Consider the following 24187-nt stretch of genomic DNA (forward strand, 5'->3'; position numbering starts at 1 on the left):
AAAGCCCTCCCCCTCGAGGGGGGAGGGTTGGGTGGGGGTGAAGGCAGGCGGCGTCCTGGTGTGCAGGGAGGGCGCCGCCTCATGCGCTTCACCTTCAATGTCGTGTCCTCACCCCCATCCCCGACCCTTCCCCCCTCGAGGGGGAAGGGAGTTGAGAGAGCCAACAAAAAGGGCCGCCGGTTTCCCGACGGCCCTTTCAGTTCCAGAACCCGGCCGAGTTAGCCCTCGACGTCGTCCGGCAGGCCGACGGCGTGGAAGCCGGCGTCGACGTGGACAACCTCGCCCGTGGTCGAGCGGCCCAGGTCCGAGCACAGCCACAGGGCGGCGCCGGCGACGCCCTCCATCGAGGTCTCTTCCTTGATCAGCGAGAACTGCGCCGATTTGGAATGCAGGCCGCGTCCGCCCGAGATGCCGGCCAGCGACAGGGTGCGCATCGCGCCGGCCGAAATGGCGTTGACGCGGATGTTCTTGGGACCCAGGTCGCGGGCGATGTAGCGGGTCGCGGCTTCCAGGGCGGCCTTGGCCACGCCCATGGTGTTGTAGTTGGGGATGACCCGTTCCGAACCCAGGTAGGTCAGGGTGATCATCGAGCCGCCGTTGGGCATCAGCTTGGCCGAACGCTTGGCCACATCGACGAAGCTGAAGGCCGAGATGTTCATGGCCAGCAGGAAGCTGTCGCGCGTGGTGTTGTCGACGAAGGAGCCCTTCAGCTCGTCCTTGTTGGCGAAGGCCACCGAGTGGACGACGAAGTCGATCGTGCCGAACTCTTTTTCCAGCTCCTCGAAGGCCTTGTCCATCGAGGCGTCGTCGGTGACGTCGGCCTGGATCAGCAGCTTGGCGCCGACGCTCTCGGCCAGGGGGCGCACGCGGCGCTCAAGGCTTTCGCCCAGGTAGGTGAAGGCCAGCTCGGCGCCCTGGGCGGCCAGCTGCGAGGCGATGCCCCAGGCGATGGAACTGGAGTTGGCCACCCCCATGATCAGGCCCTTCTTGCCCTTCATCAGGTCGCCGGTGGGCATATCCCAGCCTTCGCTCGTCGCCATGGGTTCGTCTCCGTATCTGAACTTGAACCGCCTTTTGGACGCGTGGCGAGCGGGTGACAAGTCGCGGCGCCGCTGGCGTTCGGCGCGCAGCCTCCTAAGTTGAGTGACGATGAGCCTTGATCCGCACAGTTCCGACGCCTCGCAGCCGGGCCCGGTCTTCTTTGATCGGCAGGAGCTGGGGCTGGTTCTGCGGGTCTATGGCCGCATGGTGGCCGCCGGGGAATGGCGCGACTACGCCATGATCGGTCACAAGGAAGTCGCCGAGTTCGCCGTCTTTCGCCGCTCGGGCGACGCGCCGCTCTATCGGATCGAGAAGCGCCCGGCTCTGCGCCTGAAACAGGGGCAGTGGGCGGTGATCGGCGAGGGCGGCCATGTGCTGAAGCGCGGGCGGGACCTGGCGCAGGTGCTGCGGGTGTTCGACAGCCGCAGGTTCAGCGTGGTGGAATAGAAAAAGGCCCCGACGTTTCCGTCGGGGCCTCTCCGAACTCAGCCGTCGCCGACTTCTATTCCCGGCTGCCGCCCATGAAGGCCAGCAGGAACTGGAACAGGTTCACGAAGTTGATGAACAGGCTCAGGGCGCCGAAGCCCGTGGCCACGCCCATGGCTTCCTGATTACCGCCGAGCGCGTAGTAGGTCATCTTCAGGCGCTGGGTGTCATAGGCGATCAGACCCGAGAAGATCAGAACGCCGAGCGCCGAGATGATCAGGTACAACGTGCCCGACTGCATGAACATGTTCACTAGCGAAGCGATGACCAGGCCGATCACGCCCATGATCAGGAAGCTGCCCATGGCCGTCAGGTCCTTCTTGGTCGTGTAGCCGACTAGGCTGAGACCGCCGAAGGCCGCCGCCGTGACGAAGAAGGTCGAGGCCAGCGAACCGCCGGTGTAGCGCAGGAACAGGACGCCCAGACCCGCGCCGATGGTCGAAACCACGGCCCAGTAGAGCATGTTGACGCCCTTGGCCGTCGGGTTCTTCATGAAGAACATGGCGCCGAACAGCATGACCAGGGGCGAGAACTGGATGATCATGCCCAGCAGGGTCAGGCCGATGCGGCCGTCGTCGGTGCGGGCGAACAGCAGTTGCTGCACGGCGGGCACGTTGCCGGTGATGTAGGCGAGGGCGCCGGCGACCACGAGGCCGAGGGCCAGCTTGTTGTAAACGCCGAGCATGAAGGCGCGCAGACCAGCGTCGACGGACATGTCCGCCGACTGCGGAAGCGGGCGCGCATAGCCGTTGTTGAAATCGCTCATCGCGAAAGAAGTCTCCTAAGTGGACGGCAAATGCCGACCTTGACGGGAAATATCGGGACGGACGGCCCGCCTTGCAAGGAAAACCCGTCTTCCGAACACACGTTCCGCCCGCTACCAAGGGTCGCATGTTGCGCCTGTTCACCGCCATCTCGATCCCGGAAGACGTCGCCGAGACACTTCAGCGCCGTCAGTCTGGCCTGCCCGGCGCGCGCTGGCGGCCGCTGGACGCCCTGCATGTGACCCTGGCCTTCTATGGCGAGGCGTCGGAACGGACGGCCGACGATCTGGCCTCGGAACTGAGCCGGGCCGAGGGCGGCGGGGCCTTCGAGATCACCCTGAACGGCGTCGGGGCCTTTGGCGACGCCCACCGCACCCATACCCTGTGGGCCGGGCTGGAGCGGTCGGAGGCGCTGAACGTCCTGGCTGGGCGCTGCCGTTCGGCGGGTGAGCGGGCGGGCGTCCCGCCCGAGAAGCGCGAATACCGACCCCATGTGACCCTGGCCTATCTGAAACCGCAGGCGAACCCGGATCGCATCGGTGCCTGGATCACCGGCCACAACCTGCTGCATTCGCCGCCGATCCGCATCGACCGCTTCGGCCTCTATTCCAGCGTCCTGACGGGCGACGGCAGCGTCTATTCGCTGGAGCGGGAGTATCTGTTGTGATCGACCGCCCGACCTCGCCTTTAGGCCCGACGCTGGAGACGGAGCGCCTGTTCCTGCGCCCGCCGACGCTGGAGGATTTTCCACGCTGGGCCGACTTCATGAGCGATGCGGAGACGACGCGTTTCATCGGCGGGGTGCAGTCGAAGCACGAGGTCTGGCGCGCCATGGCCTCGGTGGCCGGCATGTGGGCCCTTCAGGGCGAGGGCATGTTCTCGCTGATCGAGAAGGCGACGGGAAACTGGATGGGCCGCATCGGCCCGCTGCATCCCTATAGCTGGCCGGGCCGCGAGGTGGGCTGGAGCCTGCACCGCGACGCCACGGGCAAGGGCTATGCGGTCGAGGCCGCCGCCGCAAGCATGGACTACGCCTTCGACGTCCTGGGCTGGGACGACGTCATCCACTGCATCGACCCCGACAACCTGGGCTCGGAAAAGGTGGCCCTGCGGCTGGGCTCCAGCAATCGCGGGCCGGGCGCCATGCCGCCGCCCTTCCAGCACCATCCGGTCAACCTGTGGGGTCAGACGCGCGAAGAGTGGCGGGTGAACCGCAAGGCTCTGGGTCTCTGATCTTTCCTTCCCTGTCGCGCAGCGATGGGAAAGCAGTGGCGCTTGCGGCGAGAACATAGGCGGAACATAAAGGCGTATGGCCGCCTCTGCCCTGCACCTCGAACTGGTCTTCAGCCGTCCCGAGACCACCCTGTCGGTCACACGCGGCGCGGCGCGGCTGATGCTGGATATGGGCTATGCGCCCCTGCTGGAGGTCTGCCTGCCCAATGGGCGGCGGGCCGACGTCATGGCCCTGGGGCCCAAGGGCGACGTCGTCATCTGCGAGGTGAAGTCAGGTGTGGACGACTATCGCGTCGACCGCAAATGGCAGGAATACGGGCCGTTCTGCGACGCCTTCTACTTCGCCGTCGCGCCGGAGTTTCCGCAAGGCGTCCTGCCCGACGAGCCGGGCCTGATCGTCGCCGACGGTTTTGGCGGGGCGGTGGTGCGCGCGGCTCCGGTCACGCCGCTGGCGCCCGCGCGCAGGAAGGCCCTGACCCTGGCCTTCGCCCGGCTGGGCGCGCTCAGGACGATGCGCGACTGAGGCCCGGCGCCGGGGCCTCGTGCTTGGCGTCAGTGCTGGTTTTCGGGCAGGCGGACAATCAGGCCGTCCAGGTCGTCGCTGACGCGGATCTGGCAGGACAGGCGGCTGTTCGGCTCGACGTTCTCGGCGAAGTCGAGCATGGACTCCTCCATGGCCGAGGGGCGGCCCGTCTCGGCCGCGAAGGCCTCGTCGACATAGACGTGGCAGGTGGCGCAGGCGCAGGCGCCGCCGCAGTCGGCGTCGATGCCCGGGACATTGTTGCGGATCGCGCCTTCCATGACGGACAGGCCGTTCTTGACCTCGACCGTGTGCTCGGTCCCGTCGTGCTCGATGTAGGTGATCTTGGCCATGCAGGCGTCTTAGCCCAGGCCGCGTTGTAGGCAAGCCCGGGCGGCGATGAAAAAGCGATCGAGCCGCTCCGCCTACTCCTGCCGTCATTCCGGGGCGCGAAGCGAACCTGGAACCCAGGCGCCAGAAACCGCTCCGCCCCAGCCTGATGAAACGCCTAGGCCCCGGATCACCCCTGCGGGGCGTCCGGGGTGACGGCATATGGAAATTGCGCATGAAAAACCCCCGGAGCCTGACGGTGCCGGGGGCTGTTCGGATGGCGAAACCTGAAGGCTTAGGCCGCCGCGCGCTTGCGGCTTGGCGCGACCATCAGCTTCTTGGTCTCGGCGATCGCCTTGGCCGGGTTCAGACCCTTGGGGCAGACCTGGGCGCAGTTCATGATCGTGTGGCAGCGATACAGCTTGAAGGGGTCCTCGAGGTCGTCGAGGCGCTTCTGGGTCGCATCATCGCGGCTGTCCGAGATCCAGCGGTAGGACTGCAGCAGGGCCGCCGGGCCGAGGTACTCTTCCTGGTTCCACCAGTAGCTGGGGCAGGAGGTCGAGCAGCAGGCGCACAGGATGCACTCATAGAGGCCATCCAGCTTCTCGCGGTCGGCGGGCGACTGCAGACGCTCTTTCTCGGGGTCCGGCTCGTCGGACTGAAGGTAGGGCTGGATCGAGTCGTACTGGGCGTAGAAGAGGCTCAGGTCCGTCACCAGGTCCTTGACCACCGGCTGGTGGGGCAGGGGGGCGATGGTGATGTTGTGCGACGAGCACTCGTCCATGCCCTTGGTGCAGGCCAGGGTGTTGCGACCGTCGATGTTCATCGAGCAGGAGCCGCAGATGCCTTCACGGCACGAGCGACGGAACGACAGGGTCGGGTCGATCTCGTTCTTGATGTGGATCAGGGCGTCCAGAAGCATGGGGCCGTGATCGTCGGACGAGACCTCGAAGCTGTCCCAGCGCGGATCGGAATCCGTTTCCGGGTCATAGCGATAGACCTTGTAGGTCTTGACGTTCTTGGCGCCGGCCGGGGCCTTGTGGACCTTGCCGGTCGTGGGCTTGGAGCCGCGCGGGAGGGTGAGTTGAACCATTTCTCTGCTCTCCCTTAGTAAACCCGAGCCTTGGGCTCGATGTACGAGACGTCGTCGGTCATCGTGTATTTGTGGACCGGACGGTAATCGATCTGGACGCCTTCGCCCGGACGCTTCCACGCCAGGGTGTGCTTCATCCAGTTGACGTCGTCGCGATCGGGGAAGTCCTCGCGGGCGTGGGCGCCGCGCGATTCCGTGCGGTTGGCCGCGCCTTCGATGGTCACGAGGGCCTGAGCGATCAGGTTGTCGTATTCCAGCGTCTCGATCAGGTCGGTGTTCCAGATCAGGCCGCGGTCGGTCGTCTTGATGTCGGCGCCGGCGGCGTCGATCGAACGCAGCTTGGCGACGCCCTCGTCCAGGGTCTTGCCGGTGCGGAAGACGGCGGCGTCCGACTGCATGGCGCGCTGCATCTCAAGACGCAGGTGGGCCGTGGGCGTCGAACCCGAGGCGTTGCGGAAGCGGTCGAAGCGCGCCAGATGCGCGTCGGTCTGGGCCTTGGGCGCGGCGGGGACGGCCGAGGTCTTGTCGACCACTTCACCGCAGCGCAGGCCGACGGCGCGGCCGAACACCACCAGGTCGGTCAGGGAGTTGGAGCCCAGACGGTTGGCGCCGTGCACCGAGACGCAGGCGGCCTCGCCCACGGCCATCAGGCCCGGAACCACGCTGTCGGGGTTGCCGTCGCGCAGGGTCAGCACCTCGCCGTGATAGTTGGTCGGGATGCCGCCCATGTTGTAGTGGACCGTCGGCAGGACCGGGATCGGCTCCTTGGTCACATCGACGCCGGCGAAGATCTTGGCCGACTCCGAAATGCCCGGCAGGCGCTGGTGCAGGATCTTGGGATCCAGGTGGTCCAGATGCAGGAAGATGTGGTCCTTGTTCGGACCCACGCCGCGGCCTTCGCGGATTTCGATGGTCATGGAGCGCGAAACCATGTCGCGCGGGGCCAGGTCCTTCACGGTCGGCGCATAGCGCTCCATGAAGCGCTCGCCCTCGGAGTTGGTCAGATAGCCGCCTTCACCGCGGGCGCCCTCGGTGATCAGGCAGCCGGCGCCATAGATGCCGGTCGGGTGGAACTGCACGAACTCCATGTCCTGCAGGGGCAGGCCGGCGCGCAGCACCATGGCGTTGCCGTCGCCGGTGCAGGTGTGGGCCGAGGTGGCCGAGAAGTAGGCGCGGCCGTAACCGCCGGTCGCCAGCACCACCATCTTGGCGCGGAACTGGTGCATCTGGCCGGTGTCGAGCTGAAGCGCGGTGACGCCGGTGCAGGCGCCGTCCTGCATGATCAGGTCCAGGGCGAAGTATTCGACGAAGAACTTCACTTCCCGGCGGACCGACTGGCCGTACAGGGTGTGCAGGATGGCGTGGCCGGTGCGGTCGGCGGCGGCGCAGGTGCGCTGCACGGGGCCTTCGCCGAAGTTGCGGGTCATGCCGCCGAAGGCGCGCTGGTAGATCTTGCCTTCTTCGGTGCGGCTGAAGGGCACGCCCCAGTGTTCCAGCTCGTAAACGGCCTTGGGCGCGTTACGGACCAGGTATTCGATGGCGTCCTGGTCGCCCAGCCAGTCCGACCCCTTGACGGTGTCGTACATGTGCCACTGCCAGCTGTCCTCGCCCATATTGCCCAGCGAGGCCGAGATGCCGCCCTGGGCGGCCACGGTGTGCGAGCGCGTGGGGAAGACCTTGGTGACGCAGGCGACCTTTAGGCCCTGCTGGGCGGCGCCGAGGGCCGCACGCAGGCCCGAACCGCCCGCGCCGACGACGACGACGTCGTATTCGTGATCGATAAGCTCGTAAGCAGCCATGGCGGGATCAAACTCCGGCGGGCAGCGGGGCGGAGCCCATCGCCACACGCACGATGAAGAAGATGCTGGCGGCGGCCAGCACGAGGAAGACGAGGTTCGACAGGTTGATCAGGGTCGTCCGGGCCGAGGGCGTCGGGACGTAGTCCTCGATGATCACCTTCCAGGCCAGGCTGGCGAACAGGAAGAAGACGATGGCGGTCAGGCCCAGCAGGCCGGCGTTGAGCGCATTGCCGAACCAGGCGAGGACGGCCTCATAGCCGGCGCCGGCCAGGGTGAAGGCGCTCGACAGGACCCACAGGCCCAGCGGCATCAGGGCCGCCAACGCCAGCTTCTCGATCATCCATTCGCCGGCGCCGTGGCGCTCGGAGATCTTCACATGGTTCTTGAACTTGGGGGCGGCGCTCACAGCGAAACCTTTCCGGCGGCGAACAGGACGACCCAGAACAGCACGGTTACGACCAGAGGGCCCCAGACCGCGATATTGGCCATCAGATTGGCGGACTTCAGATCAAGGCCCTTGCCGGCGTCGTTGATCAGGTGGCGGGCGCCGTTCAGCAGGAAGGAGAAGACCACCAGCGACAGGCCGAACCAGATGAAGAGGCCGAACGGCGAGGCCGAGCAGGCCAGAACCTTGGCGTAGGCCTCGGGACCAGCGGCGACCGCCGCGATCCAGGCCAGCAGCAGAATCGCGCCGACCGTGGCCGCGCCGATGGTGACGCGGAACAGGATGGAGGCCGTCATCGTGATGTGCCACCGCCAGATGTCGGTGAAGGGCGACATCGGCGCCACATGGCCATTGGGATGGCGGACGTAGCGGCCAGTCGGGTCGCCCGCACCCTGGGGAAGGTTCGACATGCGAATGATTCTCAAAAAACCTGTGGAAAAACAGGTCCGGTTGCAGTGCGATAGGCTTTAGTGACCGCAAAGGCCGAGTGTCAACGAACCGGGCCGTATAAGCGCTGCGGATCGCGTTTTCCTGATCAGGCCTCGCGAATCGCTCGCAACAGGGCGGCTTTATTGTCCGCCGACAGAGGCACGGCGCCGGGCCGCCCCCAGATCGGATCGGGCCACAGGCCGTCGTCGCGACGACGCCCCACGACATGGACGTGAAGCTGGCGCGTGACATTGCCCAGGGCCGCCGTGTTCAGCTTGTCGATGGGCCGCCCCGCCGCCTCGGCCAGGGCGCGCACGACCTCGCCCGCCCGCACCACTTCATCCATCAGGACCGCGCGCTGATCACGGCTCAGATCGTCCAGCTCGGCCGCGCCGCCCACGCGGGGCAGCAGGATCAGCCAGGGAAGACGCGCGTCGTCCTGTAGCCGCACCTGACACAGGGGCCAGTCGGCGGCGAAGACGGAGCCGGCCTCGAAGGCGGGGTCAGCTTTGAAGTCAGTCATGTCAGATGCTCGTCCTCGAACCAGCGCAGGCGATAGGCGTTCATCGCCGTCATCGCCAGCCGGGTGGTCAGCCGCCAGTTGACCACGGCCCCGACCGGCGCCCCGATGACGGGGATCAACTGGGCCAGCTTGGCCAGGTCGATGTAGTCGCGATACTCCAGTTGGAACTTGCGCCAGTCGAAGTCCTGGATGCGTTCGGGCTGGTGCAGGCCGCGTCCCGCCGCCTCCAACGCGGACAGGGCCTCGGGTCGATGCCGGGCGCTGGAAAAGGCCAGCTGGAAGATGCGCAGCAGATAGAGGCGCTCAGCAAGACTCTTGCCCGAATGGCCATAGAGGGCGCCGATCTCGGCCAGCAGCTTGACCTTGATGGCCAGCAAGGCCGGGAAGTCGGCCGCCGCCAGCAGGAAGCCGCCGGCCCCCGCCACCCCGCCCTCGGCGCTGGCCGTGGTGCGATAGAGGTCGATGCGGGTGCGGATCAGGTCTTCGCGCGTCCTCAGGTCGCCATGCAGCAGGGGCTTGGCTGTGGTCCATTCGGCCCCGGCCATGATGCCCCGCGTCGTCAGTTCGACGCCGGAGGTGACGATCTGATGCACCCGCTCGGGGATGATCTTGTTGATGCGGTCCTGCGTCGCGCGGGTGGTCATGTCCCACAGGCCGGGACGGCGTAGTTGGCGTTCTCGCCAGGCTTCAGCTTCCGCCAGGACGCGGGCTTCATATTGGCGGTCGTCTTCTGTGGCGGTCATCATGCCCCTCTGGATGCGGCGACCCTCGCAGGGGCCGACCAAAGGCGCAACGCCCGGCGCTTGCTCCCGCTCCCTTGCGGGTCTAGACCGCCCGCCATCGAGTAACGTTCGCACACGCAACATCGACCTGGAGAGACCTGCATGGCTCGCGCGAAGATCGCCCTTATCGGCGCCGGTATGATCGGCGGAACCCTGGCCCACGTGGCCGCGCGCGAAGCGCTGGGCGACGTTATCCTGTTCGACATCGCCGAAGGCACGCCGCAAGGCAAAGCCCTCGACATCGCCGAGGCCTCGGCCGTCTTCGGTCAGGACGTGGCCCTCAAGGGCGCCAACGACTACGCTGACATCGCCGGCGCCGACGTCTGCATCGTCACCGCCGGCGTGCCGCGTAAGCCGGGCATGAGCCGCGACGATCTGATCGGCATCAACCTCAAGGTCATGAAGGCCGTCGGCGAGGGCATCAAGCAACACGCCCCCAACGCCTTCGTCATCTGCATCACCAACCCGCTCGACGCCATGGTCTGGGCTCTGCAGAAGTTCTCTGGCCTGCCCAAGGAGAAGGTTGTCGGCATGGCCGGCGTTCTGGACTCGGCTCGCTTCGCCTACTTCCTGGCTGAAAAGACCGGCGTCTCGGTGCAGGACATCAACGCCTGGACCCTGGGCGGTCACGGCGACGACATGGTGCCGATGGTGCGCCACTCGACCGTGGGCGGCCTGCCGCTGCCGGACGCTGTCGCCGCCGGCTTCCTGACGCAAGCCGAACTGGACGCCATCGTTGAGCGCACCCGCAAGGGCGGCGGCGAGATCGTGGCCCTGCTGAAGACCGGTTCGGCCTTCTACGCTCCGGCTGAATCGGCCATCGCCATGGCCCGCTCCTACCTGCTGGACCAGAAGCGCGTCCTGCCCTGCGCCGTCTGGCTGTCGGGCGAGTACGGCCTGTCCGACCTCTACGTCGGCGTCCCGGCCCTGATCGGCGCCGCCGGCGTCGAGAAGATCGTCGAGTTCACCACCAACGACGAAGAAAAGGCCATGTTCGCCAAGTCGGTCGAGTCGGTGAACGGCCTGATCCAGGCTTGCAAGGACATTGAGCCTTCGCTGGCTTAAGCCAGCGAAGGGGCGCTATCGCTCGGCTCGCGGAGCCTCGCTGCTTGAGCGCATAGGCGTATGGAATTGGAAAGGGCCGCACCTTCGGGGGGCGGCCCTTTTTCATGCGCCAGGGGCTGGTTCAGGCGTGAACCGGCTCCGGGGCCGCGTCGTCATCGGCTCTCTGCTCCAGCCACGAGGCGCTGCGCATCTCGTTCAGGCGCGACACCGTGCGTTCGAACTCAAAGGCCCCGACGCCCTCGGCGTAGAGGCTCTCAGGCTCGGCCTCGGCCAGGACCACCAGCCGGGTCTTGGCCTCGTAGAGGGCGTCGATCAGGGTCACCAGCCGCCGCGCCTCGTGGTGGTTGGCCGGGCTCAACGTCGGCACGTCGGACAGGAAGAGGGTGTGGAAACGCCGGGCGATGGCCAGATAGTCCTGCGGTCCCAGGGGCGAACCGCACAGCTCGTTGAAGGTGGCGCGCGCCATGCCGCCGACCGTGCGCTGAACCCGGACCTGCCGCCCCAAGACGGGCAGGGCTGCCGGCTCCTCGGGCTCGCCGCCCTTGAGGTCCGACCACAGGGTTTCGAAGCCAGAGCGCGCCGCATCATCCAGCGGCGAGAACCAGACCTTGGCCCCGGCCATCCGGTCCAGGCGGAAATCGCGGGCGCCGGCCGTCTCCACCACCTCGCAGCGCTGCCGCAGGATGTCGATGAAGGGCAGGAAGAGCTGGCGGTTGATGCCGTTCTTGTAGAGGTCCTCGGGCGCGCGGTTCGAGGTGACCGCCAGCACCACCCGCTTTTCGAACAGGGCCTCGAACAGCCGGCCCAGGATCATGGCGTCGGCGATGTCGGTGACCTGAAGTTCGTCAAAGCACAGCAGCCGCGCTTCCGAAGCGATCAGGGCCGCGATCGGCGGAATGGGGTCGTCGCCCTTGCTCGTGCCGAACACCGCCTTGCGCGTGCGGGCGTCGCCTTCGCGCCACTGTTTCACCAGGTCGTGGATGCGGGCCATGAAGGCGTGGAAGTGGGCGCGCACCTTCTTCTGCTCGGGCGTGGCCGAGTAGAAGAGGTCCATCAGCATGGACTTGCCGCGGCCGGGCGGGCCCCAGATGTAGATGCCCTTGACCTCGGGCGGGCGGCCGAACAGGCCCTTCTTCGACAGGTCCGCCTCCAGCCGTTCCAGCGCGGTCAGCAGCTCCAGCTGCTTTGGATCGGGGGCGATGACGCCCTCTTCGACGCGGATGTCGTAGGCGTTGCGAATGCGAGAAGTCATGGTCAGCGGCATAGCCCCATGGGGCGGATCAGGGAAGGCGAGGGCGCTTCTTGCCTCTTGAAGCAGGAATTTGGTGAAAACTGGTTGCTTCGCGCTTGCGAAAGACCCAAATGCAGAACCGCTTTTCTCCCCAGCGCCCCTTCTAAGGATATTCTGATCATGGGCTATCGCGTCGCCGTCGTTGGCGCCACCGGCAATGTCGGTCGTGAAATGATGAACATCATCGAGGAACTGAACTTCCCCGTTGAGAAGATGCACGCGATCGCCTCACGAAAATCCAAGGGCGTGGAGGTCGCCTTCGGCGACAAGACGCTGAAGTGCGAGGACCTGGAGCAGTTCGACTTCTCCACCGTCGACGTCGTTCTGATGAGCGCCGGCGGCTCGGTGTCCAAGGCCTGGTCGGAAAAGATCGGCAAGGCCGGTCCCATCGTCATCGACAACTCCTCGGCCTTCCGCATGGACCCCGAGGTGCCGCTGATCGTGCCCGAGGTGAACCCCGACGCGGTCAAGCTGGCGCGCAAGAAGAACATCGTCGCCAACCCCAACTGCTCGACCGCCCAACTGGTCGTGGCTTTGAAGCCCCTGCATGACGCGGCTAAGGCCAAGCGCGTGGTGGTCTCGACCTATCAATCCGTGTCGGGCGCCGGCAAGGAAGGCATGGACGAGCTGTGGAACCAGACCAAGGCCATCTACGGCCTGGGCGACGCCACGCCCAAGAAGTTCCCCAAGCAGATCGCCTTCAACGTCATCCCCTACATCGGCTCCTTCCGCGACGACGGTTACACCGACGAGGAAGCCAAGATGTGGGACGAGACGCACAAGATGATCGACCCCTCGATCAAGCTGACCGTGACCTGCGTCCGCGTGCCGGTCTTCGTCGGTCACTCGGAAGCCGTGACGGTCGAGTTCGATCGCCCGATCGAGCCGGACGAGGCCCGCGAGATCCTGCGCGAGGCGCCCGGCGTCCTGGTCATCGATAAGCTGGAGCACGACGGCTACATCACCCCCGTCGACGCCGCCGGCGAGCACGCCGTCTATGTCAGCCGCATCCGCAAGGACCCGACCGTTGAGAACGGCCTGTCGTTCTGGGTGGTGTCGGACAACCTGCGCAAGGGCGCGGCCCTGAACGCCGTCCAGATCGCCCAACTGCTGGACGAAACCGGCGTCATCACCCCGTCCAGCGGCTACCGCAGCCTGAGTGTCTAAGTGAAGGGGGCCTAACGCCCCGCGGGCGCCGCGGGGCTGCTTGAGGCTCGTTTCGTATCCTCTCCAAGTCTCCGTCGCGTTTGGCGCGGCGGAGGCCGAAAGGTCCGCCCTGTGACCGCGTCCCCCTCTGCGACCTCGTCCGAAGCCCGCGCCGCCCTGATGGCGGGGGTGGGCTGCTATCTGCTGTGGGGCTTCATCCCCCTGGTCTTCCAGCAGATGGCGCATCAGGGCGCCGACGCCTGGGAGATCATGGGCCACCGCGCCGTCTGGGGCGTGCTGTGGGCTTTGCTGCTGGTGCTGCTCGCGCGTCAGTGGAGCCAGGTGGTCGCCGTCTTCCGCCAGCCCAAGGTCCTGGGCTGGCTGGCCCTGTCGGCGGTGTTGATCGCGACCAACTGGACGACCTATGTCGTGGCGGTGAACAACGGGCGGACTCTGGACGCTTCGCTCGGCTACTATCTCAACCCCCTGCTCAACATGGCCGCCGGGGCCTGGTTGTTCCGTGAACGGATCGATCGTTTCGGCGCCGCCGCCATCGGTCTGGCCGCCGTCGGGGTGGTGCTGCAGACCCTGGCCCTGGGGCACGCGCCCTGGGTGTCGCTGCTGCTGGCCTTCAGCTTTGCCGGCTATGGCATCATCCGAAAGCGCGTCTCGGTCGAGGCCCAGACCGGCCTCTTCATGGAATGCCTGCTGCTGGCCGCGCCGGGTCTGGCCTGGGTCGTCTTCATCGAGGCGACGGGGCAAGGCCACTTCACCACCTCGCCGGCCGCCACCTTCTGGCTGCTGTTCGCCGGCCCGGCCACGGTCATCCCGCTCGCTCTCTTCGCCTGGGCGGCGCGGCGCATGCCCCTGTCGAGCATGGGCTTCCTGCAGTTCCTGGCCCCGACCATCGTCTTCTTTATCGGCATGATGCAGGGCGAAGCTCTCGGCGCTTTGCGCATCGCCTCCTTTGCCTTCATCTGGCTGGGCGCCGCCGTCTTCGCCGTGGGGGCGGTCGTAAAGGTGCGCCGGGCCAGCCGCACCGCCGAGACCATCGTCGCCCCGGAACCGGGTCTGTTGGACGACCCGGCCGAGGACCGCATGGCGGCCCTGGATCAGGAAGCGCGCGCCCCGCGTTGAGATTGGCGGCCGTTCCAGCCTAGAAGGGCTGATGATCCGCGCCCGCTCTCTCGCCGCCCTCGTCTTGTCCGTCGCCCTGGCGACCGGAACGTCCGCCTGCGCCCAGAGCGTCGGCATGCAGGGAGGGGGCGACGAAGTCATCCGCACCGCCCGGAGCGAGGCGCCAGCGCCGCTCGCCCCGCCGGTGGTCGTGCCGACGACGGCCGAGACCTTCGACGCCGTCAGCAACACTCTGGACGCCGCCGCCGAGGCCTGGTCTTCGGGCGACGTCGAGGCGGTCATGGCCACCTATGTCCAGGACGAGCCCCTGCTGGTCTTCCTCGGCGACACGCCGCTGAAGGGGCCGGACAGCGTACGTGCGGCGCTTCAGGCCCGCGCCGCCCAGCCCGGCGGCCTGGGCCAGATGACCTATGAGTGGTTCGAGACCCTGCAGTTCGACGTCAACACCACAGTGGTCTCGGGTCGGGTGGTCATGCGCCGCGAGGGCAAGACCGATCGGGGCCTGTTCACCCGCGTCCTGCGCCGCACCGAGGACGGTTGGCGCATCGTCCACGATCAACTGGCCTGGGGGGCGGACGCCTAAAGGTTCGCGTAGAGCGCCTCAACCAGCCGCAGGGCGCGCGGGTCGCCGATCAGATGCGGCGACTGACGCGTCATGACATAGGCCGCCGAAACTCCTGTCGCCGGATCGGCGAAGGCCATCGACCCGCCCCAGCCGCAGTGACCGACCGCCGCCGGATTGGGGCCGAAGACGTTCAGGCCCTGGTTGCGGGTGAAGCCCGCCGCCCAGCTCATGACATAGGGCAGGACCTTGTCCTGGCCGTGGATGCGCTCGCGCGTCGCCTGGGTCAGGGTCTCCTGAGATAGGACCGGCAGCTCATCCAGGGCGCCGCCCGTGGCGACCACCGACATCATCCGCGCCAGGTCCCTGGCGGTGCCATGCAGGTTGGCCGAGGGGATTTCCGCCATGCGCCATTCGGTCGAGCCGCGCCCGCCCGGCGCCGAGCCCCGGTCGAGGAAGGCGGCCTTCTTGATCGCGTCGATGGGTCCAAGGTCGGGCGCCGCCGCCGGTTTGCGCAGCTGGGCCACGCGACCGTGCTCGCTCTCGGGCAGGCCGATCCACAGGTCGAGGTCGAACGGCTGGGCGAAGTCCTCGCGCAGGGCCGTCCCCATGCTCCGCCCATCAACGATGCGGAACAGCTCGCCCGCCAGATAGCCGATGGTGATGGGGTGATAGCCTGACGCCGTGCCCGGCTCCCACAAGGGGGCCTGGGCCGCCAGCCTGTCCAGCACGGCCTGCCGGTCGAACCAGATCTCGGGTTCGACCCCGTCGGAAAAGCCCGGCAGGCCCGACTGATGGCTCATCAACTGGCCGACAGTCAGCGCGTCCTTGCCCGCCGCGCCAAAGGCCGGCCAATGGTCGGCGACCCGGTCCTCATAGGACAGCAGGCCCTTGTCCACGCAGCGCCCGATCATCAGGGCCATGACCGCCTTGCCGGTCGAGAAGACCGGAACCAGGGTCCTGTCAGTAAAGGGCGTCTTGCCCGCCAGATCGGCCGATCCGGCCCACAGGTCCACCGCCACCTCGCCGTCAATGGTCACGCTGAAGCGCGCCGCCAGCTCGTTGAGGCTCTCGGGGGCATCTACGAAGTTGGCGGCGAAGGCGTCCTTCACCGCGTTGAAACGGGCGGGGCAGAGGCCGTGGATTTCGGGCAAGTCAGTCATGATCGGGATCTAGCGCGTCAGGTCCTTCAGGTCACGGCTTGCGCGCCGCCGCCGAGGCCGCCCGCGCCGCCTCGAACTCGTCGCCCGGCTTCCACGCGGGCCAGTCGCGCGAATTGGCCAGGGCGGAACCGACCTCATAGAGCAGCTGAACATCGGCGGCGGCGGCGTCCATCTTCCACTCCGGCGTCCATTCGTCCGTAGGCTGATGATAGCGGTTGGCGACATAGTCGCGGCTGGCGGCGTTATGGCCGGTGAAGCCGGCGGCGGCGAACAGGGCGGGCACGCCCTTCCTCGCCAGCGGGAAGTGGTCCGAGCGATAGAAGGCGCCGGCCTGGGGCGCGGGATCGGGGATCAGGCGGCGGCCTTCGCGTCCGGCGAAGACAGCCAGCCGGTCGTCCAGATCATTCTTGCCCGCGCCGATGACGACGATGTTGGGGTCGATCTCGGTCCCCGGCAGCAGGCTGTCCATATTGATGTTGGCCACCGTGGTCTCCAGCGGCCAGACCGGATTGGCGGCGTAGTATTCGGCCCCCAGCAGGCCCGTCTCCTCGGCCGCCCAACTGACGAAGACGGTCGAGCGTTCGGGGCGCGGCCCCTCGGCGAACAGGCGGGCCAGCTCGAGCACGGCCGCCACGCCGGTCGCATTGTCCACGGCGCCGTTATAGATGTCGTCGCCGTTCTTGGGCGTGGCGCGGCCATAGGCGTCCCAGTGGGCGCCGAACATGACCGTCTCGTCGGGGTGGGTCGTGCCCGGCAGGCGGGCCATGACGTTGCGGGTCTGCACCCGGTCGGCCTTTTGGCCAAAGTCGATGGACATGGTCACGCCGTCCAGCGTCACTGGCAGGAAGTCAGGGGTGCGGGCCTGAGCCTTCAGTGCGGCGAAGTCGAGCCCGGCGTCCTGGAACAGCTTCTCGGCCACGGCGCCCTGGATCCAGCCCTGGGCCGCCACGCGTTCCTTGTCCGGGTCGGCGCGGACGATGTCGAACTTGGGCGCGACCGAGGAATTCTCCAGCGTGGACCAGGGGTAACCCGCTCCCGCCGTGTCATGGATGACCAGAACGCCCGCCGCGCCCTGCGCCGCGGCCTCCTGGAACTTGTAGGTCCAGCGCCCGGCGAAGGTCATGGCCTGACCATCGAACTTGCCCGACACCGGATGGCCTTCCGGTGCGCCGAAGTCGGGGTCGTTGACCAGGACCAGCATGATCTTGCCGCGCAGATCGACGCCCTTGTAGTCGTCCCAGTTGCGCTCGGGCGCATCGACGCCGTAGCCGACGAAGACCAGGGGCGCGTCGGTGAGCGTGATGTGGCTGACCGGCCGGTCGGAGGAGACAATGACGTCGGTGGCGCGTTGCAGGGCCGTGGTCTGGCCGTTGGCGGTCACGCTGATGGCCGCCGGGCCGTCCTGGCTGGTGCGGCTGACCTGGGCCACCTGCACCCAGGACCCGTCGGGACCGCCGGGCTCCAGTCCGAGCGCCTGAAACTGCTGCGTCAGCCATTCGATGGTCTTGTCCTCGCCTGGCGTGACCGGGGCGCGACCTTCGAATTCGTCCGAGGCCAGGACCCGCGTCGCCTCGCTGAGGCGGATCGGATCGACACGCCCGAGCGGGGCCGTTTGCGCCAAGACCGAAGTCGAGGTCATCAGAACGGCGATCAGGCCGAAGGCGGCGGAACGGGACATCGACATGAAGCGCACTCGATCAGCTGGAGAAGGTGAACACGCTGCCCCCTCGCGGCTCTGCTGTCGACCCCCGGCCTTGGTCGATCAGCCGTGAGCCATCAGCGCGTTTGCAGCCAGACTCCCACCCCGGTCGCAGCCATGACGCCCGAGGCGAAGGCGGCCTGCAGCAGATAGCCGCCAGTCGGGGCCTCCCAGTCCAGCATCTCGCCGGCAAGGAAGACGCCTGGCCGGGCCTTGAGCATCAGGCGGTCGTCCACGGCGTCCAGCGTCACGCCCCCGGCCGAGGAGATCGCGCGGCTCAGGCCCTGCGCCCCGGTCAGGGTCAGGCTGACGCCCTTGATGCGGGCCGCCAGCGGACCGGGCTCGGTCGGCAAGGGGCCGTCTTCGCGCAGCAGGGCGATGGCGGCGGGGTCGAGATGGACGATCTTCCTCAGCCAGTTGGACAGGCTGTCCTTGCCGCGCGGCTTCAGCAGCTTCTGGGTCAGAGCCTGTCGGCTGATGTCGGGGCGCAGGTCCAGCGTCAGTTCGGCCTTGCCGTCACGGGCGATGGCCTCGCGCAGGCCCGCCGACAGGGCGTAGACGCCGCCGCCCTCGACGCCATAGGCGGCGATCATGGCCTCGCCGCGCACCGTGCGCCCGGCGTGGCTCAGGGCGACGCCTTTCACCGGCTGGCCGGCGAAACGGTCGCGCAGCAGGGGCGACCAGGCGACGTCGAAGCCGACGTTGGAGGGCTGGAAGGGAGCGACGGCGACGCCCGCCGTTTCCAGCTCGGGAACCCAGGCGGCGTCGGACCCCATCCGGGCCCAGCTAGCGCCGCCGAGCGCCAGCACCACGGCGTCGGGCCGTTCCAGCCGCTCGCCCTCTGGGGTGTCGAAGGCGAGCGCGCCGTCTTTCCAGCCGGTCCAGCGCGAGCGCGTGCGGATCTCGACGCCCAGTCCTTCAAGCCGCGCCAGCCAGGCGCGCAGCAGGGGCGAGGCCTTCATGGTCTTGGGGAAGACCCGGCCCGACGAGCCGACGAAGGTTTCCTGTCCCAGGCCCTCGGCCCAGGCGGTCAGGTCGGCGGGGGAAAAGGCGGTCAGCCACGCGGCGACGCGGTCGCGCGCGGGGCCGTAGCGGTCGAGGAAGGGCTCCAGCGCCTCCGAATGGGTCAGGTTCAGCCCGCCACGTCCGGCCAGCAGGAACTTGCGCCCCACCGAGGGCATCCGCTCATGTACGGTGACGCGCAGGCGCGCAGTGGCCAGGCGTTCGGCGGCCATCAATCCGGCGGGGCCGGCGCCGATCACGGCGACAGTGGAGAAAAGGGGGGAGGGGGCGTCGGTCATCAGGCCTTCCTAGACCGGAACGCTCGCGAACGGCATACGCTCTGTCCTTATGAGCGTCGCCTTCACCCGAGAAGAAGATCTGGAAGCCACGGCCGCCGACCTGGTGGACCGCCCGATCTCGCCCCACCCGAACCACGTCACGTCCGAGGGGCTGGCCATGATCGAGGCCGAGTTGGCTGCGGCGCGGGCGGCCTATTCGGGGGCGCAGGTCAAGGGCGCGATCGAGGCGGACCGCACGGCCATGGCCCGCGCCACGCGCGACCTGCGCTACTGGTCGGCGCGGCGGGCCTCGGCGCAACTGCTGGAAACGACGCCGGACGGTCGGGTGCGCTTCGGCGGCGCGGTGACCATCGAGCGCGAGGACGGCCGGACCCAGACCTGGCGCATCGTCGGCGAGGACGAGGCCGATCCGGCCCAGGGCAGCGTCAGCCACGTCTCGCCCCTGGCCCGCGCCCTGATGGGCAAGCGGGTCGGCGACGAAGCAAGCGTGGCTGGCCAGTCGGTCGAGATCGTCGCCGTCGATTGAGGGTGCGGCGGCCTAGAAGCCGCCGGTTCCCTTCACTTTCGCCACCGGCTGGAAGTCCCGCACGAAGCGCTCCAGCAGGCGGACGCTGAAGCCCGCAGACCCGGCCGGCTTGACGTCGTTGGCGGCGCCATAGGCCATGTTGGCGATGTCGAGATGGGCCCAGGGCGTCTCGGGGCGGGCGAAATAGCCGATGAAGTGGGCGCCGGTGCCCGCGCCCGCGCCGCCCTCGCCCGAGTTCTTGATGTCGGCGATCGGGGTGCTGGTCGCCCCCACATAGGAGGGGTGCAGCGGCAGGCGCCACAGGCGTTCGCCGGTGGCGTCGCCCGCTGTCTTCAACTGGTCGGCCAGGGCGTCGTGACGGCTGAACAGACCGGCATAGTCATTGCCCAGGGCGCCGCCGACCGAGCCGGTCAGGGTGGCCACGTCGACGATGGCGGCGGGGTCCAGCCGGGTGTCGGCCCAGACCACGGCGTCAGCCAGAACCAGACGCCCCTCGGCGTCGGTCGAGATGATCTCGATGGTCTTGCCGTTCATGGCGGTCAGGACGTCGCCGGGACGGATGGCGTTGCCGTCAGGCATGTTCTCAGCCAGAGCCGCGACCGCGGCCACGTCGACCGGGGCGCCCGCCTTGGCCAAGGCCAGGACGGCGCCGACGACGCTGGCGGCGCCCGACATGTCCATCTTCATATTGCCCATGCTGGTGCCCGGCTTGATCGAGATGCCGCCGGAATCGAAGGTGATGCCCTTGCCCAGCAGGGCGACCGGACCGGCGTCGGGCGCGCCCTGACCACGATAGCGCACCACCAGCAGGCGCGGCGGACGCGGCGAACCCTGGCCGACGCCCAGCAGCGACCCCATGCCGAGGGCCTGCATGGCGGGCACGTCCAGAACCTCGATCTCGACGCCGGGAACCCCGGCGAAGGCCGCGCGGGCGCGCTCGACGAAGCTCTCGGGATAGATGACGTTGGCGGGTTCGTTGGACACGTCGCGGGTCCAGGCCATGGCCTCGACCAGAGCCGCGCCGCGCCGGTAGTGGGTTTGAGCGGCGGGCGCATCATCGGCGACGAACGTCGCACCGCCGGGCGCCGCGGCGTCGCGGCCCGTGGTGCGGTGCAGGTCGGAACGATACTGGCCGAGGCCGAGGCCCGTCGCCAGTTCGGCGGCGCTGTCGGCGGACAGGCCGGCGGTCAGGACGGTCATTTCGCCGGGCTGGGCGATCAGGGCGCGGCCGGCGACGATGCCAGCGGTCTGGACGTCGGCGGCCTTGGCGTCGCTGGGCAGGCCGAGGATCAGGATGCGGTCCCAGCCGCCCACGCCGTGCAGGCTCAGGGTCTGGCGGGCCTTGTAGTCAAAGCGGGCGGCGCTCAGGGCGGCGGCGACGGCTTCGCGCACGGCAGGGGTCAGGGCCGCGCCGCGCGTGGCCAGATCAGCTTCGGGGCCCAGAGGCAGAACCAGGGCCCCCGAGGGCTGACTGGGCGCGGCGGCGAAGGTCACGGCGCGCTGCACGGCGGGGGCGGCGCGGGGCGTCAGAGCGGCGGGCGTTGCAGCAGCGGCCGCGCGACGCGATTGGGCCTCGGCGGGCAGGGCGACGCTCAGGCTGACGGCGGCCAGAGCAGCAGCGGCGGCGAAGGTCGAGAAATTGGCAGTGCGGCGCATCGGTCAGAGCCCCCTCGGTGTCGATGAAGGGGCTCTTATGGCCAGCGTCGCCGGAACGGTGCAAACCGTTCCGGCGACGGAGTGTCGATCCGCGACGCCTTGTCGCGGCGTAGTGGTTGGCGGGTCAGGCGGCGGCGCGGCGAGGGCGCAGCTTCGGCGCGGGCTTGGCGGCGAGCCTGGTCGCTGCGGGCACGGCGGGCTTGCGGGCGTCCAGCAGGGCGCCGATCCAGCCCCACGCGGGTTCCTTATGAGTGCTGTAAATGTAGTCCATCGGTCGTCCTCCTTTCGTGAGGCCTGAATATGCGGTTGACGCGGGGCGTTCACAAACGAGACAACGCGGTTCATGCATAAGGCTTGCTTATGACTGACGTCCTCTCTCGCATTCCCGTCGACGCCCTCAGGGTGTTCGAGACCGCCGCGCGGCTGCTCAGCTTCACCCGCGCCGCTGAGGCCCTGGGCATGAGCCAGGCGGCGGTCAGCTGGCGCATTCGCGACCTGGAGCAGAGGCTGGACCGGGCCCTGTTCGTGCGGGGGACGCGACAGGTGTCGCTGACGCCCGAGGGCGAACGGCTGGCCACGGCGGCGATCGAGGCCATGACCCTGTTGCGGCGCGCGGTGGCGGACGTGGTCGAGGCCGACCAGGGCGTGCTGGCCATCACGACCTTGCAGACCCTGGCGACCCAGTGGCTGGCGACGCGGCTGGGCTCCTTCCAGCTCGATAACCCCGATCTGGCGGTGCGGGTGGACACCAGCCCGACCCTGTCCATGCTGGGCGCCGATGGGCTGGACGTGGCCCTGCGCTTCGGCTCGGGCCGGTGGCCGGGGATGGAGAGCCGCTTCCTGATCCCGGCCCTCTTCACCCCGGTCTGCACCCCGGCCATGCGCGACCGGTTGGACCTGAAGGTCCCCGCCGACCTGAAACGCGCCCATCTGGTGGGCGAGATGTACGAATGGACGGCCTGGTTCGCGGCCGCTGAGGTCGCGCCGGCCGATACCGCCCCGCCGCCGCGCCTGTCCGCCGATAATCAGGCCATGGAGGTGGCGGCGGCCCTGGGCGATCAGGGCGTGGCCCTGGGCTCGCCTATCCTTTACGCCCGCGAGATCGAAAGCGGCCAACTGGTCCGCCCGTTCGCCCAGACTGTCGCCCTGGCCGAGGGCTACTGGGTCTGCTACCCGCCCGCCCGTCGTCTGACCCCCAAGATCGCCCGCTTTCGCGACTGGATTCTGGACACCGCGCGGGCCGACCCCGCCGTGGTGGAGGGGGCACGGCTGGCCGGGCGCGTAGTGGGGGAAATAGGGTCCTGATCCTTCTCCCTCCCCTTCATGGGGAGGGTGGCTGAGGCCGTCAGGCCGAAGTCGGGTGGGGGCGCTTCAGCTATTCAAGTGCGTCGCTCTGTATCGCTACGCCCTCCCCACCCGGTCTCCGCTTCGCTTCGACCACCCTCCCCATGAAGGGGAGGGAGAGCACAAAGAAAAAGGGCGGGACCTTTCGATCCCGCCCTTCTGTCGTCTCAGCGTTGGTTGGCTTGGACTTAGAAGTCCATGCCGCCCATGCCGCCCATGCCGCCCATGTCGGGGGCGCCGGCGCCGCCCTTCTTGGGGGCGTCGGCGATAGCGGCTTCCGTGGTGATCATGATGCCGGCGACCGAGGCGGCCGACTTCAGAGCCGAACGGACGACCTTGGCCGGATCGATCACGCCCATCTGGACGAGGTCGCCGTATTCTTCGGTCTGGGCGTTGAAGCCGAACGAGGCGTCGGTCGAGTCCATGACCTTGCCGACCACGATCGAGCCTTCGACGCCCGAGTTTTCCGAGATCTGACGGATCGGAGCCTGCAGGGCGCGACGGACGATGGCGATGCCGGCGTTCTGATCGGCGTTGGAGCCCTTCAGGTCGACCAGCTTCTTGGAGGCTTGCAGCAGGGCCACGCCGCCGCCCGGGACGATGCCTTCATCGGCAGCGGCGCGGGTTGCGTTCAGGGCGTCGTCGACGCGGTCCTTCTTTTCCTTCACTTCGACTTCGGTCGAACCGCCGACGCGCAGGACGGCGACGCCGCCGGCCAGCTTGGCCAGACGCTCTTGCAGCTTTTCCTTGTCGTAGTCCGAGGTGGTGTCCTCGATCTGACGCTTGATCTGGCCGACGCGAGCTTCGATGCCGTCTTTTTCGCCAGCGCCTTCGACGATGGTGGTGTCGTCCTTGGTGATCTGGACCTTCTTGGCCTTGCCGAGCATGTCGAGGGTGACGGTCTCAAGCTTGATGCCCAGGTCTTCCGAGATGACCTGGCCGCCCGTCAGGATGGCGATGTCTTCCAGCATGGCCTTGCGGCGGTCGCCGAAGCCCGGAGCCTTGACGGCGGCGACGCGCAGGCCACCGCGCAGCTTGTTGACCACCAGGGTGGCCAGGGCTTCGCCTTCGATGTCCTCGGCGATGATCAGCAGGGGACGGCCCGACTGAACCACGGCTTCCAGCACCGGTAGCATGGGCTGCAGCGAGGTCAGCTTCTTCTCGTGCAGCAGGATGAGGGGCTCTTCGAGGGCGACCTCCATCTTGTCGGCGTTGGTGATGAAGTAGGGCGACAGGTAGCCGCGGTCGAACTGCATGCCTTCGACGATGTCGACGGTGGTTTCAGCCGTCTTGGCTTCTTCGACCGTGATGACGCCTTCGTTGCCGACCTTGGCCATGGCCAGGGCGATCAGCTCGCCGATTTCAGCGTCGCCGTTGGCCGAGATGGTGCCGACCTGAGCGATTTCCGAGTTGTTGGAGACCGGCTTGGAGATGGCCTTGACCTCGTCCAGGGCCACGGCGACGGCTTGGTCGATGCCGCGCTTCAGGTCCATCGGGTTCATGCCGGCGGCGACGGCCTTCAGGCCCTCTTGCACGATGGCCTGAGCCAGGACGGTGGCGGTGGTGGTGCCGTCGCCCGCGTTGTCGTTCGCCTTGGAGGCGACTTCGCGGATCATCTGGGCGCCCATGTTCTCGAAGGCGTCTTCCAGCTCGATCTCTTTGGCGACCGAGACGCCGTCCTTGGTCGAGCGCGGGGCGCCGAACGACTTCTGGATCACGACGTTGCGGCCCTTCGGACCCAGGGTCACCTTGACGGCGTCAGCCAGGACGTTGACGCCCTTCAGCATCTTGTCGCGGGCGTCGGTGTTGAATTTTACGATCTTAGCAGCCATGAGCCTGCTCCTATCTGAAT

At 67.9% G+C, this 24187-nt stretch carries 26 protein-coding genes; 10 read left to right on the top strand and 16 right to left on the bottom strand.

All coding sequences use genetic code 11. From position 1 onward, the window contains the following. Positions 1–218: 218 nt before the first annotated feature. Entirely contained in the window at positions 219–1016 is a 798-nt protein-coding gene (locus CQ039_RS10055; protein ID WP_199183615.1) for an enoyl-ACP reductase, read from the bottom strand. A gap of 133 nt (positions 1017–1149) precedes the next feature. Here CQ039_RS10055 and CQ039_RS10060 point away from each other — a divergent pair, with 133 nt between their 5' ends. Continuing rightward, the gene (locus CQ039_RS10060; protein ID WP_105562847.1) at positions 1150–1488 is read left to right on the top strand and encodes a DUF2794 domain-containing protein; all 339 of its coding nucleotides are present in this window, start codon (positions 1150–1152) and stop codon (positions 1486–1488) included. Positions 1489–1543: 55 nt separating this feature from the next. Here the strand turns inward: CQ039_RS10060 and CQ039_RS10065 are convergent, their stop codons facing one another. After that, positions 1544–2293, bottom strand: coding sequence for a Bax inhibitor-1/YccA family protein (locus CQ039_RS10065; RefSeq protein ID WP_105562846.1), 750 nt, complete (start codon positions 2291–2293; stop codon positions 1544–1546). A 125-nt stretch (positions 2294–2418) separates the two neighbouring features. Here CQ039_RS10065 and thpR point away from each other — a divergent pair, with 125 nt between their 5' ends. The 3 genes from thpR to mmcB all read left to right on the top strand — a co-directional run bounded on the left by thpR (position 2419) and on the right by mmcB (position 4047). Continuing rightward, positions 2419–2958, top strand: a complete 540-nt coding sequence (thpR, locus tag CQ039_RS10070) for an RNA 2',3'-cyclic phosphodiesterase (RefSeq protein WP_105562845.1) — start codon at positions 2419–2421, stop codon at positions 2956–2958. Continuing rightward, the gene (locus tag CQ039_RS10075) at positions 2955–3524 is read left to right on the top strand and encodes a GNAT family N-acetyltransferase (protein ID WP_105562844.1); all 570 of its coding nucleotides are present in this window, start codon (positions 2955–2957) and stop codon (positions 3522–3524) included. The genes thpR and CQ039_RS10075 overlap by 4 nt, the downstream gene beginning before the upstream one ends. A 76-nt stretch (positions 3525–3600) precedes the next feature. Continuing rightward, positions 3601–4047 carry a DNA repair putative endonuclease MmcB gene (mmcB, locus tag CQ039_RS10080; protein ID WP_105562843.1) on the top strand — a complete coding sequence of 149 codons (447 nt, stop codon included), beginning with the start codon at positions 3601–3603 and terminating at the stop codon, positions 4045–4047. Between the two features lie 29 nt (positions 4048–4076). Here mmcB and CQ039_RS10085 read toward each other — a convergent pair whose 3' ends face one another. The 7 genes from CQ039_RS10085 to CQ039_RS10115 form a co-directional block, all read right to left on the bottom strand. Further along, on the bottom strand, positions 4077–4397 hold the full coding sequence (locus tag CQ039_RS10085) for a 2Fe-2S iron-sulfur cluster-binding protein (RefSeq protein WP_105562842.1): 321 nt from the start codon (positions 4395–4397) through the stop codon (positions 4077–4079). A gap of 272 nt (positions 4398–4669) precedes the next feature. After that, positions 4670–5467 carry a succinate dehydrogenase iron-sulfur subunit gene (locus CQ039_RS10090; protein WP_105562841.1) on the bottom strand — a complete coding sequence of 266 codons (798 nt, stop codon included), beginning with the start codon at positions 5465–5467 and terminating at the stop codon, positions 4670–4672. A 14-nt stretch (positions 5468–5481) separates the two neighbouring features. Continuing rightward, entirely contained in the window at positions 5482–7266 is a 1785-nt protein-coding gene (gene sdhA / locus CQ039_RS10095) for a succinate dehydrogenase flavoprotein subunit (protein WP_105562840.1), read from the bottom strand. Positions 7267–7273: 7 nt separating this feature from the next. Beyond that, complete coding sequence (gene sdhD, locus CQ039_RS10100) at positions 7274–7672, bottom strand: succinate dehydrogenase, hydrophobic membrane anchor protein (protein ID WP_105562839.1); 399 nt, start codon at positions 7670–7672, stop codon at positions 7274–7276. Beyond that, complete coding sequence (sdhC, locus tag CQ039_RS10105) at positions 7669–8046, bottom strand: succinate dehydrogenase, cytochrome b556 subunit (protein ID WP_105562858.1); 378 nt, start codon at positions 8044–8046, stop codon at positions 7669–7671. Before sdhC ends, sdhD begins: the two co-directional genes overlap by 4 nt. A 200-nt stretch (positions 8047–8246) precedes the next feature. Then, a complete protein-coding gene (locus tag CQ039_RS10110) occupies positions 8247–8663 on the bottom strand; it encodes an HIT domain-containing protein (protein ID WP_105562838.1) in 417 nt (138 codons plus the stop codon). Continuing rightward, positions 8660–9406, bottom strand: a complete 747-nt coding sequence (locus tag CQ039_RS10115; RefSeq protein WP_105562857.1) for an EcsC family protein — start codon at positions 9404–9406, stop codon at positions 8660–8662. The genes CQ039_RS10110 and CQ039_RS10115 overlap by 4 nt, the downstream gene beginning before the upstream one ends. A gap of 141 nt (positions 9407–9547) precedes the next feature. On the opposite strand from CQ039_RS10115, the gene mdh reads away from it, so the two are divergent. Beyond that, positions 9548–10510, top strand: coding sequence for a malate dehydrogenase (gene mdh, locus CQ039_RS10120; RefSeq protein WP_105562837.1), 963 nt, complete (start codon positions 9548–9550; stop codon positions 10508–10510). 121 nt (positions 10511–10631) lie between these two features. Here the strand turns inward: mdh and zapE are convergent, their stop codons facing one another. Next, complete coding sequence (gene zapE / locus CQ039_RS10125) at positions 10632–11762, bottom strand: cell division protein ZapE (RefSeq protein WP_105562856.1); 1131 nt, start codon at positions 11760–11762, stop codon at positions 10632–10634. A 159-nt stretch (positions 11763–11921) separates the two neighbouring features. Between zapE and CQ039_RS10130 the strand changes: the two genes are divergently transcribed. The 3 genes from CQ039_RS10130 to CQ039_RS10140 all read left to right on the top strand — a co-directional run bounded on the left by CQ039_RS10130 (position 11922) and on the right by CQ039_RS10140 (position 14667). Further along, a complete protein-coding gene (locus tag CQ039_RS10130; RefSeq protein WP_105562836.1) occupies positions 11922–12968 on the top strand; it encodes an aspartate-semialdehyde dehydrogenase in 1047 nt (348 codons plus the stop codon). Positions 12969–13079: 111 nt separating this feature from the next. Beyond that, a complete protein-coding gene (gene rarD / locus CQ039_RS10135; protein ID WP_105562835.1) occupies positions 13080–14084 on the top strand; it encodes an EamA family transporter RarD in 1005 nt (334 codons plus the stop codon). A gap of 31 nt (positions 14085–14115) precedes the next feature. Further along, the gene (locus tag CQ039_RS10140) at positions 14116–14667 is read left to right on the top strand and encodes a DUF4440 domain-containing protein (protein WP_105562834.1); all 552 of its coding nucleotides are present in this window, start codon (positions 14116–14118) and stop codon (positions 14665–14667) included. Here the strand turns inward: CQ039_RS10140 and CQ039_RS10145 are convergent. The 3 genes from CQ039_RS10145 to CQ039_RS10155 form a co-directional block, all read right to left on the bottom strand. Further along, on the bottom strand, positions 14664–15809 hold the full coding sequence (locus tag CQ039_RS10145) for a serine hydrolase domain-containing protein (RefSeq protein ID WP_105562833.1): 1146 nt from the start codon (positions 15807–15809) through the stop codon (positions 14664–14666). The genes CQ039_RS10140 and CQ039_RS10145 overlap by 4 nt on opposite strands. Positions 15810–15840: 31 nt before the next feature. Then, a complete protein-coding gene (locus CQ039_RS10150; protein WP_105562832.1) occupies positions 15841–17493 on the bottom strand; it encodes a M28 family metallopeptidase in 1653 nt (550 codons plus the stop codon). 92 nt (positions 17494–17585) lie between these two features. Further along, positions 17586–18809 (bottom strand): TIGR03862 family flavoprotein, encoded by a 1224-nt coding sequence (locus tag CQ039_RS10155; RefSeq protein WP_105562831.1) that lies wholly within the window; start codon positions 18807–18809, stop codon positions 17586–17588. A gap of 49 nt (positions 18810–18858) precedes the next feature. Here CQ039_RS10155 and greA point away from each other — a divergent pair, with 49 nt between their 5' ends. Continuing rightward, positions 18859–19335, top strand: coding sequence for a transcription elongation factor GreA (gene greA, locus CQ039_RS10160; protein WP_105562830.1), 477 nt, complete (start codon positions 18859–18861; stop codon positions 19333–19335). Between the two features lie 12 nt (positions 19336–19347). Here the strand turns inward: greA and CQ039_RS10165 are convergent, their stop codons facing one another. Both CQ039_RS10165 and CQ039_RS16625 read right to left on the bottom strand, forming a co-directional pair. Further along, positions 19348–20991: a leucyl aminopeptidase gene (locus tag CQ039_RS10165; RefSeq protein ID WP_105562829.1), complete on the bottom strand. Its 1644-nt coding sequence runs from the start codon at positions 20989–20991 to the stop codon at positions 19348–19350. A gap of 124 nt (positions 20992–21115) precedes the next feature. Continuing rightward, the gene (locus CQ039_RS16625; RefSeq protein WP_158255991.1) at positions 21116–21262 is read right to left on the bottom strand and encodes a hypothetical protein; all 147 of its coding nucleotides are present in this window, start codon (positions 21260–21262) and stop codon (positions 21116–21118) included. 89 nt (positions 21263–21351) lie between these two features. On the opposite strand from CQ039_RS16625, the gene CQ039_RS10170 reads away from it, so the two are divergent. Further along, on the top strand, positions 21352–22296 hold the full coding sequence (locus tag CQ039_RS10170) for a LysR substrate-binding domain-containing protein (protein WP_105562828.1): 945 nt from the start codon (positions 21352–21354) through the stop codon (positions 22294–22296). A gap of 227 nt (positions 22297–22523) precedes the next feature. Here the strand turns inward: CQ039_RS10170 and groL are convergent, their stop codons facing one another. Next, on the bottom strand, positions 22524–24167 hold the full coding sequence (gene groL / locus CQ039_RS10175; RefSeq protein ID WP_105562827.1) for a chaperonin GroEL: 1644 nt from the start codon (positions 24165–24167) through the stop codon (positions 22524–22526). Between the last annotated feature and the right edge of the window lie 20 nt (positions 24168–24187).

The organism is Brevundimonas sp. MYb52, from assembly GCF_002979535.1.
Lineage (GTDB): Bacteria > Pseudomonadota > Alphaproteobacteria > Caulobacterales > Caulobacteraceae > Brevundimonas.

Bases quoted from the DNA above. Each gene is read 5' to 3' on its own strand.
- groL (WP_105562827.1), bottom strand. From the start codon at position 24,167: ATGGCTGCTAAGATCGTAAAATTCAACACCGACGCCCGCGACAAGATG.
- mdh (WP_105562837.1), top strand. From the start codon at position 9,548: ATGGCTCGCGCGAAGATCGCCCTTATCGGCGCCGGTATGATCGGCGGA.
- CQ039_RS10085 (WP_105562842.1), bottom strand. From the start codon at position 4,397: ATGGCCAAGATCACCTACATCGAGCACGACGGGACCGAGCACACGGTC.
- CQ039_RS10145 (WP_105562833.1), bottom strand. From the start codon at position 15,809: ATGACTGACTTGCCCGAAATCCACGGCCTCTGCCCCGCCCGTTTCAAC.
- CQ039_RS10170 (WP_105562828.1), top strand. From the start codon at position 21,352: ATGACTGACGTCCTCTCTCGCATTCCCGTCGACGCCCTCAGGGTGTTC.
- thpR (WP_105562845.1), top strand. From the start codon at position 2,419: ATGTTGCGCCTGTTCACCGCCATCTCGATCCCGGAAGACGTCGCCGAG.
- CQ039_RS10155 (WP_105562831.1), bottom strand. From the start codon at position 18,809: ATGACCGACGCCCCCTCCCCCCTTTTCTCCACTGTCGCCGTGATCGGC.
- greA (WP_105562830.1), top strand. From the start codon at position 18,859: ATGAGCGTCGCCTTCACCCGAGAAGAAGATCTGGAAGCCACGGCCGCC.
- CQ039_RS10115 (WP_105562857.1), bottom strand. From the start codon at position 9,406: ATGACCGCCACAGAAGACGACCGCCAATATGAAGCCCGCGTCCTGGCG.
- CQ039_RS10055 (WP_199183615.1), bottom strand. From the start codon at position 1,016: ATGCCCACCGGCGACCTGATGAAGGGCAAGAAGGGCCTGATCATGGGG.
- CQ039_RS10130 (WP_105562836.1), top strand. From the start codon at position 11,922: ATGGGCTATCGCGTCGCCGTCGTTGGCGCCACCGGCAATGTCGGTCGT.
- CQ039_RS10090 (WP_105562841.1), bottom strand. From the start codon at position 5,467: ATGGTTCAACTCACCCTCCCGCGCGGCTCCAAGCCCACGACCGGCAAG.
- CQ039_RS16625 (WP_158255991.1), bottom strand. From the start codon at position 21,262: ATGGACTACATTTACAGCACTCATAAGGAACCCGCGTGGGGCTGGATC.
- CQ039_RS10150 (WP_105562832.1), bottom strand. From the start codon at position 17,493: ATGTCGATGTCCCGTTCCGCCGCCTTCGGCCTGATCGCCGTTCTGATG.
- CQ039_RS10110 (WP_105562838.1), bottom strand. From the start codon at position 8,663: ATGACTGACTTCAAAGCTGACCCCGCCTTCGAGGCCGGCTCCGTCTTC.
- CQ039_RS10060 (WP_105562847.1), top strand. From the start codon at position 1,150: ATGAGCCTTGATCCGCACAGTTCCGACGCCTCGCAGCCGGGCCCGGTC.
- zapE (WP_105562856.1), bottom strand. From the start codon at position 11,762: ATGACTTCTCGCATTCGCAACGCCTACGACATCCGCGTCGAAGAGGGC.
- CQ039_RS10165 (WP_105562829.1), bottom strand. From the start codon at position 20,991: ATGCGCCGCACTGCCAATTTCTCGACCTTCGCCGCCGCTGCTGCTCTG.
- sdhA (WP_105562840.1), bottom strand. From the start codon at position 7,266: ATGGCTGCTTACGAGCTTATCGATCACGAATACGACGTCGTCGTCGTC.
- CQ039_RS10065 (WP_105562846.1), bottom strand. From the start codon at position 2,293: ATGAGCGATTTCAACAACGGCTATGCGCGCCCGCTTCCGCAGTCGGCG.
- sdhC (WP_105562858.1), bottom strand. From the start codon at position 8,046: ATGTCGCCCTTCACCGACATCTGGCGGTGGCACATCACGATGACGGCC.
- CQ039_RS10140 (WP_105562834.1), top strand. From the start codon at position 14,116: ATGATCCGCGCCCGCTCTCTCGCCGCCCTCGTCTTGTCCGTCGCCCTG.
- mmcB (WP_105562843.1), top strand. From the start codon at position 3,601: ATGGCCGCCTCTGCCCTGCACCTCGAACTGGTCTTCAGCCGTCCCGAG.